The following is a 12,671-nucleotide window of genomic DNA, read 5'->3' on the forward strand; positions in this document are numbered from 1 at the left end:
GCCGCCACCCGATGGTGGCGGCCCTCGTCGATCTGGCCTTGCGTCAGTGGATCAGCCGGGCGGCGCGTACGCGGAACTCACGTGCGCGCGGCGGCCCGGCCGCGCCCTTTAGAGGTCGAAGTACAGCTCGAACTCGTGCGGGTGCGGGCGCAGCTGGATCGGGGCGATCTCGTGGGTGCGCTTGTAGTCGATCCACGTCTCGATCAGGTCGGTGGTGAAGACACCGCCGGCCTGGAGGTACTCGTTGTCCTGCTCCAGCGCCTCGAGGACGGCCGGGAGCGAGGTCGGGACCTGCTGGACGTTGGCGTGCTCCTCGGGAGCCAGCTCGTACAGGTCCTTGTCGATCGGCTCGGCCGGCTCGATCTTGTTCTTGACACCGTCGAGGCCGGCCATCAGGAGCGCCGCGAACGCGAGGTACGGGTTCGAGGACGGGTCCGGGGCGCGGAACTCGACGCGCTTGGCCTTCGGGTTCGAGCCGGTGATCGGGATGCGCATCGCGGCGGAGCGGTTGCGCTGCGAGTACACCATGTTGACCGGGGCCTCGAAGCCGGGGACCAGGCGGTGGTACGAGTTCACCGTCGGGTTGGTGAAGGCCAGCAGCGACGGGGCGTGCTTGAGGATGCCGCCGATGTAGTAGCGGGCCATGTCCGACAGGCCCGCGTAACCCTGCTCGTCGTAGAAGAGCGGCGAGCCGCCCTGCCACAGCGACTGGTGCACGTGCATGCCCGAACCGTTGTCGCCGAAGATCGGCTTCGGCATGAAGGTGGCGGTCTTGCCGTTGCGCCAGGCGACGTTCTTCACGATGTACTTGAAGAGCATCAGGTCGTCGGCCGCGGCGAGCAGCGTGTTGAACTTGTAGTTGATCTCGGCCTGGCCGGCGGTGCCGACCTCGTGGTGCTGGCGCTCGACCTGGAGGCCGTTCTTGTCCAGCTCCAGGGAGATCTCGGCACGCAGGTCGGCGAAGTGGTCGACCGGCGGGGTCGGGAAGTAGCCGCCCTTGTAGCGGACCTTGTACCCGCGGTTGTTCTCGACCGCACCGGTGTTCCAGGCGCCGGCCTCGGAGTCGATGTGGTAGAAGCTCTCGTTCGCCGACGTCTGGAAGCGGACGTTGTCGAAGACGTAGAACTCGGCCTCGGGGCCGAAGTAGGCGGTGTCGGCGAAGCCGGTGGAGGCGAGGTACGCCTCGGCCTTCTTGGCCACGTTCCGCGGGTCACGGCTGTACTGCTCGCCGGTGATCGGGTCGTGGATGAAGAAGTTGATGTTGACCGTCTTGTCACGGCGGAAGGGGTCCACCCGGGCGGTCGACAGGTCGGCGCGGAGCGCCATGTCGGACTCGTGGATGGCCTGGAAGCCGCGGATCGACGAACCGTCGAAGGCGAGTTCCTCGGCCGGGTCGAAGCTCGCTGCCGGGATGGTGAAGTGCTGCATCACACCGGGCAGGTCGCAGAAGCGGACGTCGATGAACTTCACGTCGTTGTCCGCGACGTACTTCTGCACTTCGTCGGCGTTCTGGAACATCCAACTCCTCCTACTCCCGGCCCGGAGGGACGGGGTTGTAGCTCGTGTGTGTCGCCAGTGCGGTGGCGCACGTTGAGGGCGACCTTAGGCAGACGGGATTTCCCAAGCATGACCCATTTGTTTCGCCCAAGTTAACCGGGCGCGCGGTGGGGGACACCCCAACGCCTCATCCCGTGCCCCGGGCCGCAGGAAGCAAACCCGCTCGCAGTACCGTGGTCGGGTGGACAACAGGCAAGCAATCGGATCGTGGCTCTCCGGCCCCCAGGCCGCCGCCGAGGACATGGGCGTCGACTTCGGCTACCGGGGCAAGCGCCTCGGCCTGCCCGAGGAGGGCCCGGGGTCGGTGGCCCCGCTCGGCCGCCGCTTCGGAGCGATCTTCATCGACTGGGCGCTGTGCATGGTGATCGCATACGGGCTCATCGCTCGTGGTGACCAACAGGCCGCCGGCAACTGGGCGTTGCTCGTTTTCCTGGTCATGAGCCTCCTGACCGTCGGCACCCTCGGCTTCACTCCCGGCAAGCGTCTGCTGCGCCTGCGGGTCGTCTCCCAGGACGGCGGACGGTTCGGTCTGGTGCGCGTCCTCGTACGGAGCGTGCTGCTGCTCCTGGTGATCCCGGCTCTCATCTGGGACCGCGACGGACGCGGACTGCACGACCGGCTCTCCCGGTCCGTCCAGGTCCGCCTCTGACCCTCCGGGCGGCCCCGGCGGCACCCCGGTGGCGCCGGGGCCCCCGGACCGGTCCCGGCGGCCCCGGAAAAGGGACCCCGGGGCGTTCCGCCATCCGGACAACTGCATCCGTACGGTGACCCGGCCTGTTCACCATGTGGACCCCCGGGGGTGGGCGGAGCCGTGACCGGCCCCGTGGAGCCGGAACGCGCACCGGGACCGCGGCATCCGCACGCGAAGAGGGGCGGCCCCGACCGATCAGGTCGGGGCCGCCCCTCCGGTGTGAGGTGTGACGTCTGGGCGCGGACCGCACGATGCGGTGTGCCGCGCCCGCGCGGCGAGAGAAGTGGAGCCGGTAAAAGTGGAGCGAAGCGTCCCGCGAGGTGCCGGTCAGCGCATCTTTCCGCCGCGCGGCATGCGCATCCCCTTGGGCATGGGCCCCTTCGGGAGCGGCATATTGCTCATCAGGTCCCCCATGGCCCGCAGACGGTCGTTGGCCGCCGTGACCTGCGGTCCGCTGAGGATGCGCGGGAACTTCAGCATCTTGGTGCGCACCTTCTTCAGCGGCACCTGGCCCTCGCCGTCGCCCACGATGATGTCGTGCACGGGGACGTCGACGACGATGCGCGCCATCCGCTTCTTCTCGGCGGCCAGCAGGCTCTTCACCCGGTTGGGGTTGCCCTCGGCCACCAGCACGATGCCGGCCTTGCCGACCGCGCGGTGGACGACGTCCTGGCTGCGGTTCATCGCGACCGCCGGAGTGGTGGTCCAGCCGCGCCCGATCCGGTCCAGCACCGCTGCCGCGGCACCGGGCTGGCCCTCCATCTGACCGAAGGCCGCGGCCTCCGCGCGCCGTCCGAAGACGATCATCATCGCGAGGACGGCCAGTACGAAGCCCAGGATGCCCAGGTAGAGCGGGTGACCGATCGCGAAGCCGATCGCGAGGATCACGCCGAAGACGACGATTCCCAGCCCCGCGAGCACGAGGCCGATCTTCGGGTCCGACCGCCGGGTCATCTTGTAGGTCAGGGCGATCTGCTTGAGCCGCCCCGCGTTCTCGGCGCTGTCCGCGCCTTCAGTGTTTGCCTTCCTCGCCATGTACAGAAGTTTACGTGGCCGAGGAACGGTGCTCCGCAACGGCCTCCAGTACGTGCTGGGCCTCGACCCGGTCCTTGGCGCGTCGGCGGTCCTCCAGGACCGCGGTCCAGGCGTTGCGGCGGGCGGTGCGCTGGCCGCTGCTCAGCAGCAGCGACTCCACGGCGCGGAGAGCGTGGGTGACGGTCGGAAGGGTGTGGGCACGTACCGGCGCGGCCTGCATCGTGTGTTCCCTCTCGGGGCGGTCCGCGCGCGGCGCGGAACGGGGTGCGGGAAACGGGCGCGACAGCGGGTCCGGCCACTGGGGCCCGTGGACCCGGGGTCGCTGGTCTGGAACTGCTCCGGGGCCGGGATCACTGGCTCCGGGACCCGGGGTCACTGCTCTGGGACCAGGGTCACATCCCGGTGTTACCAGGGCATGACCGGTCGGTCAAACACCAATGAAACCTTGATGCGGGCCGTGCGCACGCCGGGGCGGCCCATACGCGTCCCCCACCTGCGGGGAGCGTACGGGCCGCCTCGTGCGGGCGATTACCGCCCGGTAATGCCTTGTGCTCGGATTCACACCGACGCGGTCCGCGCGACCGTTCCGGCGGTGGCCGCGTCGCGGGCCGCCATCGCCTGCTGGAAGAGGCGCCCGGCGCGGTACGAGGAGCGGACCAGCGGCCCCGACATCACGCCGGAGTACCCGATCGCGTCGGCCTCGTCCTTCAGCTCCACGAACTCCTGCGGCTTCACCCAGCGCTCGACGGGGTGGTGCCGGACGGAGGGGCGCAGGTACTGGGTGATCGTGATCAGCTCGCACCCGGCGTCGTGCAGGTCCTGGAGCGCCTCGCTGACCTCCTCGCGGGTCTCGCCCATGCCGAGGATCAGGTTCGACTTGGTCACCAGGCCGGCCTCGCGGGCCCGCGTGATGACCTCGAGCGAACGCTCGTACCGGAAGCCGGGGCGGATGCGCTTGAAGATCCGGGGGACCGTCTCGACGTTGTGCGCCAGCACCTCGGGGCGCGAGGAGAAGACCTCGGCCAGCTGCGCGGGCTCGGCGTTGAAGTCGGGGATCAGCAGCTCGACCTTGGTGCGGCCGGCCTCGCGGACGTCCGTCAGCGCGTGGATCTGGCGGACGGTCTCCGCGTACAGCCACGCGCCGCCGTCCTCCAGGTCGTCGCGGGCGACGCCGGTGATCGTGGCGTAGTTCAGGTCCATCGTGACGACGGACTCGCCGACCCTGCGGGGCTCGTCGCGGTCCAGCGCCTGCGGCTTGCCCGTGTCGATCTGGCAGAAGTCGCAGCGCCGGGTGCACTGGTCACCGCCGATGAGGAAGGTCGCCTCGCGGTCCTCCCAGCATTCGAAGATGTTGGGACAGCCCGCCTCCTGGCAGACCGTGTGCAGCCCCTCGCTCTTGACGAGCTTCTGCAGCTGGTTGTACTCGGGGCCCATCTTCGCCCGGGTTTTGATCCACTCGGGCTTGCGCTCGATGGGGGTCTGGCTGTTCCGGACCTCCAGGCGCAGCATCTTGCGCCCGTCGGGTGCGACAGCGGACACTCCGGCACTCCCCTTTGCTTTCACTGCATTGGATTCTTCGGCGAACACCAGGGTACGCCCGTCATTCGCACGGCCTTACGTCCGGCCAACCTGTGGCCGACGGGGGCTATTCCCCGTACGGCCGAAGCAGGCGGGCGGTGCACGTCCCCGGGGGCCGTACGGCGGCCCCCGGATCGCCGCCGGTCAGGCGGTCGCGGGAGCGGCCGCCACCTCGCGAGGCGCGAGCTCGGCGTTCTCCAGGACGTCGCGCAGGTGCTTCTCGACGACCGGGAGGACCTCCGCGATCGTGAGGTCGCGCCCCAGCTCGTACGCGAGCGAGGTCACGCCCGCGTCGCGGATGCCGCACGGCACGATCCGGTCGAAGGAGGTGTTGTCGGGGTTCACGTTCAGCGCGAAGCCGTGCATCGTGACGCCCTTGGCGACCCGGATGCCGATGGCGGCCAGCTTGCGGTCCTCGCGGCGCTGCCCGGCGTTGGAGGGCGCGTACTCGGGGCCGTTGAGCCGCGGGTCGAACTCCTCGTCGGTCAGCCGCGGGTCGAAGTCGAGCGACAGACCGCCGAGCGAAGGCCGCCGGTCGACCGGATCGCCCAGCACCCAGACCCCGCTGCGCCCCTCGACCCGGCTGGTCGCCACGCCGAACTCGGCGGCGGCGCGGATCAGCGCCTCCTCCAGCCGGCGCACGTGCGCCACGACGTCGACCGGGCGCGGCAGCTTCTGGATCGGGTAGCCGACGAGCTGGCCCGGACCGTGCCAGGTGATCTTGCCGCCGCGGTCCACGTCGATGACCGGGGTGCCGTCCAGGGGCCGCTCGCTGTCGGTGGTGCGCCGCCCCGCCGTGTAGACGGACCGGTGCTCCAGCAGCAGGCAGGTGTCGGGGACGGTCTCCTCGAACCGTGCGGCGTGCAGCTCGCGCTGCTTCTGCCAGGCCTCCGTGTACTCGACGGCCTCCGGGCCGAAACCCAGCCGGACAAATCGCAGCTCGCTCACGGCGATGCCTCCCTACTCGTGGTGACGGGGAGCCCGGAGGGGTGCCTCCCGCCCGTCGTCACCGTGCACGGAGCGCGGTCACCGTGCACACTGATCGCGCCCGAATCACTGTACGACCGTCCGGGACCGGGCCGTCCGGCAGGTCATTTCGTCAGCGTGATCGGTACTCCTCACACGATCGGATGAACGTGGAGCGAACGCCGCCGGGGCCGCTCCGGGGACCGCTAAATTCGCGCCGTTCCCCAAGGGCTGCCACGCCCGGCCCAGGCAAGGCAGGAGACCGCACCGCAGATGTCGGAACGACCCCCGCAGCGCACCCCGCACCCCCCGAACCGCAGACTCGCCGCACTCATCGCGGAGGCCGGCTTCTCCCATGCGGGCCTGGCCCGACGGGTGGACCAGCTGGGGCTGGAGCACGGCCTCGACCTGCGGTACGACAAGACCTCGGTGACCCGCTGGCTGCGCGGCCAGCAGCCGCGCGGAACCACCCCCGCCCTGATCGCCGAGGTCTTCACCCGGCGCCTCGGCCGCAGGCTCACCGCCCAGGACCTCGGCCTGGACGCCTGCGCGCCCGTCTACGCCGGCCTGGAGTTCGCCTCGACCCCGGCCGAGGCCGTCGACATCGTCAGTGGTCTCTGGCGCAAGGACTCGGGCAACCAGGCCGACCTCCGCAAGATCGCCTTCACCCCGGCCGGCCTGGTGGTGCCGAGCAGGGACTGGCTGATCGGCCAGGCCGACGAGTCGGTCTCCCGGGGCGACCACCCGGCTCCGGCCGCAGGCTCCGCCGGGGGCCAGGGCCCGCACGGCGGGGGTGCCCTGCCGGGACGCCCCGGAGCCGCCCCCGCCACCGGCCCGCTCCGGGACGCGCGGGCACACACCCGGGCGGGCACCCTGCCAGGACCGGGCGGCGCCGCGGGCCCCGGACCCGGTACGCCCGGAGCCCAGGGCTCCGGGAACCCCGCCGGGGGCGCCTGGATCGGTGGCCAGCGCCCCGCCCCGGGCCACGCGCATGCCCCCGGCCGCCCTCACGCACCCGGCCCGGACGGGATCACGGGTACGGCCCCCGCCGGAGCCCCCCGCCCCGCGGTGCCCCGCCAGCGGCAGACCGAGCGCGCGTCCGGCCAGCGCGTCGGCGACGGTGACGTGGCGGCCCTGCGCTCGGTCGGCGAACTCTTCCGCTCGCTCGACCACGCCTACGGCGGCGGACACGCCCGCCAGGCCCTGATCCGGTACCTGGAACACGAGACCGAGCCCATGCTCCGGGGCAGCTACACCGAGACGACCGGCCGCCGGCTCTTCGCGGCGGCGGCCGACCTGACCCGGCTGGCCGGCTGGACCTCGTACGACATCGCCGCGCACGGACTGGCCCAGCGGTACTTCGTCCAGGCCCTGCGGCTCGCCCAGGCCGCCGGGGACCGGGCGTACGGCAGCTACGTGCTGATCACGATGAGCCGGCAGGCGGTCTACCTCGGGCACGGCCGCGAGGCCGTCCAGCTCGCCCGGGTCGCCCAGCAGGGGGTGGGCTCCGCCGCACCCCCTGCCGTCCAGGCGCTGCTGCACGCGGTGGAGGCCCGTGGGCACGGCGTGCTCGGGGACGCGCGGGCGTGCGCCGTCTCGCTGGCGCGCGCCGAACGCGCCCTGGAGGCCGCCCGCCCCGGCGACGAGGCGCCGCACTGGGCCCGCAACTTCGACGAGGCCCAGCTCGCCGACGAGTTCGCGCACTGCCACCGGGACCTCCAGCAGTACCGGGCCGCCGCTCTGCACGCGGAGCGCTCGCTCCAGTTGCGCGCCCCCGCGTACGCCCGGAGCAGGCTCTTCTGCCGGGTCGTCCTCGCCTCGGCCCGGCTCGGGCTCGGCGAACTCGACCAGGCGTGCCTGCTGGGCGCCGAGGCGGCCCAGCAGGCACGGGAGATGCGGTCGGTCCGGGCGACGGAGTACGTGCGCGAGTTCGAGCGCAAGCTGGAGCCCTACCGCGACGCGGCGGCCGTGCGCGGGTACCGCGAGCAGATCGCGGCCCTCGGCTGAGGGACGCGACCCGGCCCCAGCCGGACGGGGGAGGTGCTCAGGCGGCCCCCGACAGCGTCGTTCCCGGCTCCGGCAGGAACCCGGAACCCGCCCGGAGATCGGCGAGGATCGCCTCCGCCGCACGCCGCCCCGAGTGCAGGGCGCCCCGCAGGGTGCTGGTGTCCCGGTGGTCGCCGCACACGTACAGCCCGGCGAGCACCCGCACCGGGCGGCTCGGATCGTGCGGCGGGGTCATCACCGGGACCGCCTCGGCGGTGTGGTGGGTGGCCAGCAGCTCCCAGTCGTCCGTGGGCGTCCCGTACAGCGCCGCAAGATGACCGCGCACCGCACGGTCCAGACCGGGCGGCGGGGTGCCGAGCACCGCCGAGGTGATCAGCGCGCGGCCCCGCGGCGCACGGGTGGGATCGATCTCGCTCATCACCGCCGAGTACGCCACCGGACCCGCCCCGCCCGCCTCCAGCACCAGCGAGGCGCCGGTCCGGGGAGCCTCCGGGGCCGTGTGGTGGACCACCGTCACCGGGTGGAATCCGGGCACCCGCAGACCGGGCAGCAGCTCGGCGGCGGCCCCCGCTCCGGTGGCCACCAGCAGCGCACGGCAGCTCAGCTCGCCGTGCTCCTTGGTGCGCACGGACGTGGTGTCGGCGGCCGTCACCTGGACGTTCGTCCGTACGGTGTCCGGCGGCAGCGTGGACGCGAGCAGCTCGGGCAGCGCCGCCGAACCGCCCTCGGGAACCCGGAGCAGGCCGCGCGCCCAGTCGCGCAGGACCAGTTCCGCGATCCGGCTCGACACCCGCAGCTCCGGATCGCTCAGCAGGGCGGCGAGCAGCGGCCGGAGGAAACCGTCGACGGTACGGGACGGCAGCCCGCGCGCCGCGAGGGCCGCCTCCGCCGCCCGGTCGGGCTTGGCCATGATGCGGGCCGTGGAGGTGTTGGCCAGCCGCGCCAGCGACGCCCCGAGCCGGGCGCGGTCGAGGGCCTCGCCGACCGCCCCGCCCCGGCCCGCCGGAGTGGCCCGGTCGCCGCCCACAGGGGCGCTCGAACGGGCGCGCACGGGTCTGAACGCGCCCCTGGTGCTTCGTATGCCACCGGCGCGATAGCGGCGTCCGGCGTTGTGGACCACGACCGCCGGATCGAACGCGCGGAGCACCAGGGGCGCCAGCCCCGGGATGTCCCCGAACTCCTCCGGCACGCTGCCGAGCAGCGGACCGAGACGGTCCAGCCGGAACCCGTCCACCTCGTCCGTGGCCAGTCTGCCGCCGACGCGCGGTGTCGCCTCCAGCACGCTGACGCTCACCCCCGCCCGTACGAGAAGGTGAGCGGCTGACAGGCCGGCTGTACCGGCTCCGATGATGACCACGTCCGCGTGGTGTGCAGGCTTGCGCACATGCCCTCCCCGAGTCGTGCGAGCGGTGGGAGGCTCATGCCCCCGACTGACTCCCGGAATGCCCGAGTTCGCCAAAGAGGCTAGGAGGATGGCCGATACCTGGACAGTGGCCCGCGCGAACACACCGGTGCACGGGGTCGCACGGGCCCTGCGCACGGGATCTGCGCATGTGCCCTGGGCACGGGCCCCGGGTACGGGCTCTGCGCACCGGCCCCGTACGAGGGTCCTCCGGGCGCCGGGAGGCCTCAGCCCAGGGCCGCGCGGATCGCGCTGTCGACGCCGGGGAAGGCGAAGGTGAAGCCCGAGTCCAGCAGCTTGCGCGGGACCACCCGCTGGCTGCCCAGCACGTCCTCGGCGAAGTCGCCCAGCGCGAGGCGGAGCGCCGGGGCGGGGGCCGTGAAGAGGGTGGGCCGGTGCAGCACCCGCCCCATCGCCGCCGTCACCTCCGCGTTGGTGACCGGATCGGGCGCGGTGAGGTTCACCGGCCCGGACAGGGCGTCCGTGGCGAGCAGATGGCGCAGACCGGCGATGTGGTCGTGCAGCGCGATGAAGCTCCAGTACTGGCGGCCGTTGCCGAGCCGCCCGCCCAGCCCGGCCTTGAACAGCGGGAAGAGCCTGCCCCAGGCGCCGCCGCCCGAGGCGACGACCAGCCCCGTGCGCGCGTGCACCGTCCGGATGCCGGCCTCCTCGGCGGGCGCCGTGGCGGCCTCCCACTCCTCGCACACCGAGGGCAGGAACCCCTCGCCGGGCGGGGCGCCCTCGTCGACCACGCGGTCACCGGTGTCGCCGTAGTAGCCGATCGCGGAACCCGAGACCAGAACCTTCGGCGGGGTGTCCAGGGAGGCGAGGGCCTCCGCCACCGCCGCGGTGCCCAGCACCCGGCTGTCCCGGATCTCCTTCTTGTACGCCTCGGTCCACCGGTGGTCGCCGACCCCGGCACCCGCCAGGTGGACCACCGCGTCACAGCCGACCAGCCCGGCCGCGTCGACGTACCCCCGGTGCGGGTCCCACCGGACCTCGTCACCCGCCTCCGCGGGCCGCCGCACCAGGCGGGCGACCTCGTGCCCGTCGGCCCGCAGCGAGCGCACGAGCGCCGCTCCGATGAGTCCGGTCGATCCGGTGACGGCGATACGGGAGCGCTCCATGGGCCCATCCTGCCCCATGGATGCCGCCCGTGGATCATTCCGGACACGGCATGGCACAGTGACGCCCATGTCCGCGCTCCGCCTTCACGCCATACGCCCCGCGCTCCCCTCCGACGAGACCGCGCTCGCCGCGCTCGACCGGGAGACCTGGTCCACCCTGCACGCCGTGCAGCCCCGCCCGCAGCCGCCGTACCCGCCGTTCTTCGACGAGCGCCACTCACCCCGCGACATCCTCGTCGCCGAAACGGTGCCGGAGACCGCCCCGGTGGGCGAACGCGTCGCCCACGGGGCCCTGTACATGGCCGGATACCTCCGCCTGGTCGCGCCCACCCCGCTCGCCTGCCACCAGCACGTCCGGCAGATCCAGGGCCTCGCCGTCGGCGGACGGGCGCGCGGGCTGGGCATCGGGCGGGCACTGCTGCGCGCCGCGTTCACCGAGGCGCGCCGCCAGGGCGCCAACCGGATCACCCTGCGCGTCCTCGGCCACAACACGCCGGCCCGCGCCCTCTACGCCTCCGAGGGGTTCGCCGTGGAGGGCGTGCTGCCGGGCGAGTTCTTCCTGAACGGCGGGTACGTCGACGACGTGCTGATGGGGCGCGCCCTCTGAGGATCGCGGTGACCGGCTACAGGTGACGCGTGAAGCCGCTCAGCCCTCGCCGAACCGCTCCCAGAGCGCCGGCAGCCGCGCCGCCAGCACCTCGTCGTTCTCGAACGAGAACGGCACCCCGGCCGGTTCACGGGCCTGCGGGGGCAGCCCCAGGTCGGGCGAGACGACACCGGTGAGCTGCTCGTACGCCTCGTCGGCCGCGTAGCCCAGTTCCTCGCCGTCCCCGTCGACCTCCTCGTCGAAGTCGTCCAGCAGCTCCGCCAGATCGTCCGGGTCCTGCAGCGCGCCCTCGAACACCTCCCGGCCCTGGCCGATCAGCCAGCACCGGAAGTAGTCGAAGGCGTCGTCGCTCGCGCCGCCGAGCAGCAGGGCGGCGGCGCCCCACAGGTCCCAGCGGTACGCGCGGTGGTAGCGGGCCTCGAAGTGCCGGGCGAAGTCGAGCACGGTCTCGGGGTCCAGCCGCACCAGCCGTTCCACGAGCAGCTCGGCGTGCTCCTCGGGGTCGCCCTCGGCGGCCTCGCGGGTGCTGTCGATGAGCTCCCAGAACTCCGTCTCGTCCATCACGGGTCCAGCATCGGCCGAGGGGGCGGCCCCCGCCACGCGGAGCCGCCGGGCCCCCGCCTACCCGTAGAGGCCGTGCATCCGGCCCGCCGCCTCGCGGAAGCGCGCGCGCAGCGCGGCCGGTGCCAGCACCTCCACCTCGGCGCCCAGCGCCAGCAGCTGCTCGTACGCCACCTCCGGTGACTCCACCGGCAGGGTGACCGTCCACCGCCCCTCCCCGTCCGGCGGTCCGGCGGCGGCCAGCGCCTCCTCGGCGGCGGCCCGGTCGACCAGGTGCGGGAGCCGCCGAGCGCCCGCACCGGAGATCCGTACGGTCACCTCGGTACGGAGCAGGGAGCGGGCGAACCGCGCGGAGCGGGCGGCCCAGAACCCGGCCAGGTCGAAACCGGCGTCCCGCTCGAACCGCCCGCCGTCCGGGTCGACCGAGACGAACCGGTCGACCCGGTACACCCGGAAGCCGGCCCGGGCGGAAGGAGCGTCGGCGGAGTCCGCGACCCGGGCGCAGAGGTACCAGACGCCCGCCTTCAGCACGAGCCCGTACGGCAGGAGGGCCCGGTCCACCTCGGCACCGTCGCGGAGGTAGCGCGCCCGGACCGTCAGGTCGTCGCGGACGGCCTCCGCGACGACGGGCAGCAGTGCGGGCGCGACCGGCTCCTGGAACCAGCCCGGGGCGTCCAGGTGGAAGCGCCGGGCCACGGTGTCCGGGGTGTCCCGCAGCGACGGCGTCAGGGCGGCGGCCACCTTGAGGCGGGCGGCGGACGCGGCGTCCTGGAGCCCCAGGTCGCGCAGGGCGGTGGGCAGCCCGGAGAGGAACAGCGCTTCGGCCTCGCCCCGGGCGAGACCGGTGAGGCGGGTGCGGTAGCCGTCGACGAGGTGGTAGCCGCCGGTACGGCCGCGCTCCGCGTACACCGGGACACCCGCCTCGGAGAGGGCGGCCGCGTCCCGCGCGACGGTCCGCTCCGACACCTCCAGCTCCGCCGCCAGCTCCGCGGCGGTCATCCCGGGACGGGACTGGAGGAGCAGCACCATGGTGATCAGTCGGGCCGCGCGCATAGCTCCATTCTCGTCGATGCGAGAGGGCCGCGGGGCAGACGGAGAACGCCGTGGGTCTCCGGAATTCCGGAGACCCACGGCGTTCAG

Annotated in this window: 12 protein-coding genes; 3 read left to right on the forward strand and 9 right to left on the reverse strand. The window is 73.0% G+C overall.

The window, feature by feature from the left end; all coding sequences use genetic code 11:
* Window positions 1-108: 108 nt before the first annotated feature.
* Complete coding sequence (gene glnA / locus ACWCSV_RS21570; RefSeq protein WP_327175345.1) at window positions 109-1,518, reverse strand: type I glutamate--ammonia ligase; 1,410 nt, start codon at window positions 1,516-1,518, stop codon at window positions 109-111.
* 220 nt (window positions 1,519-1,738) lie between these two features.
* Between glnA and ACWCSV_RS21575 the strand changes: the two genes are divergently transcribed.
* Window positions 1,739-2,206 carry an RDD family protein gene (locus ACWCSV_RS21575; protein WP_451144540.1) on the forward strand — a complete coding sequence of 156 codons (468 nt, stop codon included), beginning with the start codon at window positions 1,739-1,741 and terminating at the stop codon, window positions 2,204-2,206.
* Between the two features lie 369 nt (window positions 2,207-2,575).
* On the opposite strand, the gene ACWCSV_RS21580 is transcribed toward ACWCSV_RS21575, so the two are convergent.
* From ACWCSV_RS21580 to lipB, 4 genes are all read right to left on the reverse strand, one after another.
* Complete coding sequence (locus ACWCSV_RS21580; protein ID WP_451144542.1) at window positions 2,576-3,283, reverse strand: DUF4191 domain-containing protein; 708 nt, start codon at window positions 3,281-3,283, stop codon at window positions 2,576-2,578.
* A gap of 10 nt (window positions 3,284-3,293) precedes the next feature.
* On the reverse strand, window positions 3,294-3,503 hold the full coding sequence (locus ACWCSV_RS21585; protein WP_327175342.1) for an SCO2195 family GlnR-regulated protein: 210 nt from the start codon (window positions 3,501-3,503) through the stop codon (window positions 3,294-3,296).
* Between the two features lie 338 nt (window positions 3,504-3,841).
* Window positions 3,842-4,822, reverse strand: a complete 981-nt coding sequence (lipA, locus tag ACWCSV_RS21590) for a lipoyl synthase (protein ID WP_451144544.1) — start codon at window positions 4,820-4,822, stop codon at window positions 3,842-3,844.
* Window positions 4,823-5,005: 183 nt separating this feature from the next.
* Window positions 5,006-5,809, reverse strand: coding sequence for a lipoyl(octanoyl) transferase LipB (lipB, locus tag ACWCSV_RS21595; RefSeq protein ID WP_451144546.1), 804 nt, complete (start codon window positions 5,807-5,809; stop codon window positions 5,006-5,008).
* Window positions 5,810-6,100: 291 nt separating this feature from the next.
* Here lipB and ACWCSV_RS21600 point away from each other — a divergent pair, with 291 nt between their 5' ends.
* Window positions 6,101-7,834 (forward strand): regulator, encoded by a 1,734-nt coding sequence (locus ACWCSV_RS21600; protein ID WP_451144548.1) that lies wholly within the window; start codon window positions 6,101-6,103, stop codon window positions 7,832-7,834.
* Between the two features lie 37 nt (window positions 7,835-7,871).
* On the opposite strand, the gene ACWCSV_RS21605 is transcribed toward ACWCSV_RS21600, so the two are convergent.
* Together ACWCSV_RS21605 and ACWCSV_RS21610 are read right to left on the reverse strand one after the other, a co-directional pair.
* On the reverse strand, window positions 7,872-9,218 hold the full coding sequence (locus tag ACWCSV_RS21605; RefSeq protein WP_451144550.1) for an NAD(P)/FAD-dependent oxidoreductase: 1,347 nt from the start codon (window positions 9,216-9,218) through the stop codon (window positions 7,872-7,874).
* A 245-nt stretch (window positions 9,219-9,463) separates the two neighbouring features.
* A complete protein-coding gene (locus tag ACWCSV_RS21610) occupies window positions 9,464-10,363 on the reverse strand; it encodes a TIGR01777 family oxidoreductase (RefSeq protein WP_451144552.1) in 900 nt (299 codons plus the stop codon).
* 67 nt (window positions 10,364-10,430) lie between these two features.
* Between ACWCSV_RS21610 and ACWCSV_RS21615 the strand changes: the two genes are divergently transcribed.
* Window positions 10,431-10,970, forward strand: coding sequence for an N-acetyltransferase family protein (locus ACWCSV_RS21615; protein WP_451144554.1), 540 nt, complete (start codon window positions 10,431-10,433; stop codon window positions 10,968-10,970).
* Window positions 10,971-11,009: 39 nt separating this feature from the next.
* On the opposite strand, the gene ACWCSV_RS21620 is transcribed toward ACWCSV_RS21615, so the two are convergent.
* Both ACWCSV_RS21620 and ACWCSV_RS21625 read right to left on the reverse strand, forming a co-directional pair.
* Window positions 11,010-11,531, reverse strand: a complete 522-nt coding sequence (locus tag ACWCSV_RS21620; RefSeq protein WP_451144619.1) for a DUF4240 domain-containing protein — start codon at window positions 11,529-11,531, stop codon at window positions 11,010-11,012.
* A 60-nt stretch (window positions 11,532-11,591) separates the two neighbouring features.
* A complete protein-coding gene (locus tag ACWCSV_RS21625) occupies window positions 11,592-12,584 on the reverse strand; it encodes a helix-turn-helix transcriptional regulator (protein ID WP_451144556.1) in 993 nt (330 codons plus the stop codon).
* Between the last annotated feature and the right edge of the window lie 87 nt (window positions 12,585-12,671).

It is taken from the genome of Streptomyces sp. NPDC001770 (genome assembly GCF_053596135.1).

Excerpts from the sequence above, each read along its gene's own strand:
- glnA (WP_327175345.1), bottom strand. The coding sequence starts at position 1,518 with ATGTTCCAGAACGCCGACGAAGTGCAGAAGTACGTCGCGGACAACGAC.
- ACWCSV_RS21580 (WP_451144542.1), bottom strand. The coding sequence starts at position 3,283 with ATGGCGAGGAAGGCAAACACTGAAGGCGCGGACAGCGCCGAGAACGCG.
- ACWCSV_RS21585 (WP_327175342.1), bottom strand. The coding sequence starts at position 3,503 with ATGCAGGCCGCGCCGGTACGTGCCCACACCCTTCCGACCGTCACCCAC.
- ACWCSV_RS21600 (WP_451144548.1), top strand. The coding sequence starts at position 6,101 with ATGTCGGAACGACCCCCGCAGCGCACCCCGCACCCCCCGAACCGCAGA.
- ACWCSV_RS21610 (WP_451144552.1), bottom strand. The coding sequence starts at position 10,363 with ATGGAGCGCTCCCGTATCGCCGTCACCGGATCGACCGGACTCATCGGA.
- ACWCSV_RS21615 (WP_451144554.1), top strand. The coding sequence starts at position 10,431 with ATGTCCGCGCTCCGCCTTCACGCCATACGCCCCGCGCTCCCCTCCGAC.
- ACWCSV_RS21620 (WP_451144619.1), bottom strand. The coding sequence starts at position 11,531 with ATGGACGAGACGGAGTTCTGGGAGCTCATCGACAGCACCCGCGAGGCC.
- ACWCSV_RS21625 (WP_451144556.1), bottom strand. The coding sequence starts at position 12,584 with ATGCGCGCGGCCCGACTGATCACCATGGTGCTGCTCCTCCAGTCCCGT.